Origin of the sequence: Arsenophonus endosymbiont of Bemisia tabaci Q2 (assembly GCF_902713415.1) — a bacterium.
GTDB lineage: Bacteria > Pseudomonadota > Gammaproteobacteria > Enterobacterales > Enterobacteriaceae > Arsenophonus.
This window is the reverse complement of sequence record NZ_CACTIE010000140.1, coordinates 1-1,186: the sequence shown is the minus strand read 5'-3', so window position 1 is coordinate 1,186 and position 1,186 is coordinate 1. Positions and strand designations below refer to the sequence as shown.

2 protein-coding genes and 1 pseudogene are annotated in these 1,186 nt (G+C 37.7%); 2 read left to right on the top strand and 1 reads right to left on the bottom strand.

The features are described 5' to 3' along the window. The coding region (locus tag ARSQ2_RS07795) for an IS630 transposase-related protein (protein ID WP_238334394.1) at positions 1 to 213 on the bottom strand (213 nt) is incomplete at its 3' end. 36 nt (positions 214 to 249) lie between these two features. On the opposite strand from ARSQ2_RS07795, the pseudogene ARSQ2_RS12920 reads away from it, so the two are divergent. Next, positions 250 to 522, top strand: a pseudogene (locus tag ARSQ2_RS12920) (ATP-dependent helicase); the annotation flags it as partial. Between the two features lie 225 nt (positions 523 to 747). Then, positions 748 to 1,020 carry a 50S ribosomal protein L25 gene (gene rplY / locus ARSQ2_RS07790; protein ID WP_420837754.1) on the top strand — a complete coding sequence of 91 codons (273 nt, stop codon included), beginning with the start codon at positions 748 to 750 and terminating at the stop codon, positions 1,018 to 1,020. Positions 1,021 to 1,186: the final 166 nt, after the last annotated feature.

The following is a 1,186-nucleotide window of genomic DNA, read 5'->3' as shown; positions in this document are numbered from 1 at the left end:
GTAAGCATCTGGATATTGTTCAACATCTTTTATCAACTCGGATTTATCGATTTTTCGCTGACGCGTAGTCGATGCTTTCGGCTCTATTTGATTAATCCAACGCGATACAAATGCAGAGTCAATCCGAAATTGCTTCGCTGTTTCTCGGATACTCAACCCTTCTTCTTCCATCGTAAATATCACTTTACCTCTAAAATCAATTGAATAGCTCAATATAAATAATGTCATCAGAATTAAGTCGCTTAGCTATACTATGATGAAGATGGTAGCAGCGTCTCAGAACTGTTTCGATTAACAACCTCAGCTCAGCGCAAAGTATTTGAAGAACCTTTCCTATTGCTCCACCAGCGAGCTTCAGGCCTTCCCTTCCAATGGTAAACTGCAGCCCATATTCTACGTCAAAAGGAATTATTACGTCATCCTAACTTTTTTATCGCACGTAAAAAAAGCCAGTTTTGGCAAATAATAGAGAAAATTTTTGACTACCAAGGAAAGTATCGTCTGGCTGACGACCTCTATTAACAACATGATTTCTATTTGTATTTACTATATCGCTGTTTTTACTGAAATGAATATCAATGCCCTAAAATTAGGACATCTTTTTCATTGCTGTAGAGCATTTTTTTCGCTAAAATGCCGCCCGCTTAATTAGCAATCACTAACAAGTTTTTATTATCAGATCTGCCACTGGGTCGCCTGTTGCAGAGTCTTTTTATATTTATATTATGAGAACAAATAATGCTAACGATTAATGCAGAAATCCGCAAAGAGCAGGGTAAGGGTGCGAGCCGCCGCCTGCGTAAAGACAACAAATTACCAGCTATCGTCTATGGTGGTGATCAGGAACCCGTTTTTATTGAACTCAACCATGATGAAATTATCAACCAAGAAAACAAGCCAGAGTTTTATGAAGTATTAACACTGGTGGTTGATGGGAAAAAAACCAAAGTTAAAGTACAAGCGGTTCAACGTCATCCGTTTAAGCCTAAACTAACCCATATCGATTTCTTTCGGGTTTAATTACGCAAAATTGCGCTTTTTACTAAGCCAATTATCAATAACGCCGCTTTTGCGGCGTTATTTGTTTTTACCATTATCAACGGCTTTTCTTGCCAGGCTCTATAGCTGGGCGACTTTAAAATGATTACAAGTAATTACTCTATATCAGTAAATTTATATTGGAGAA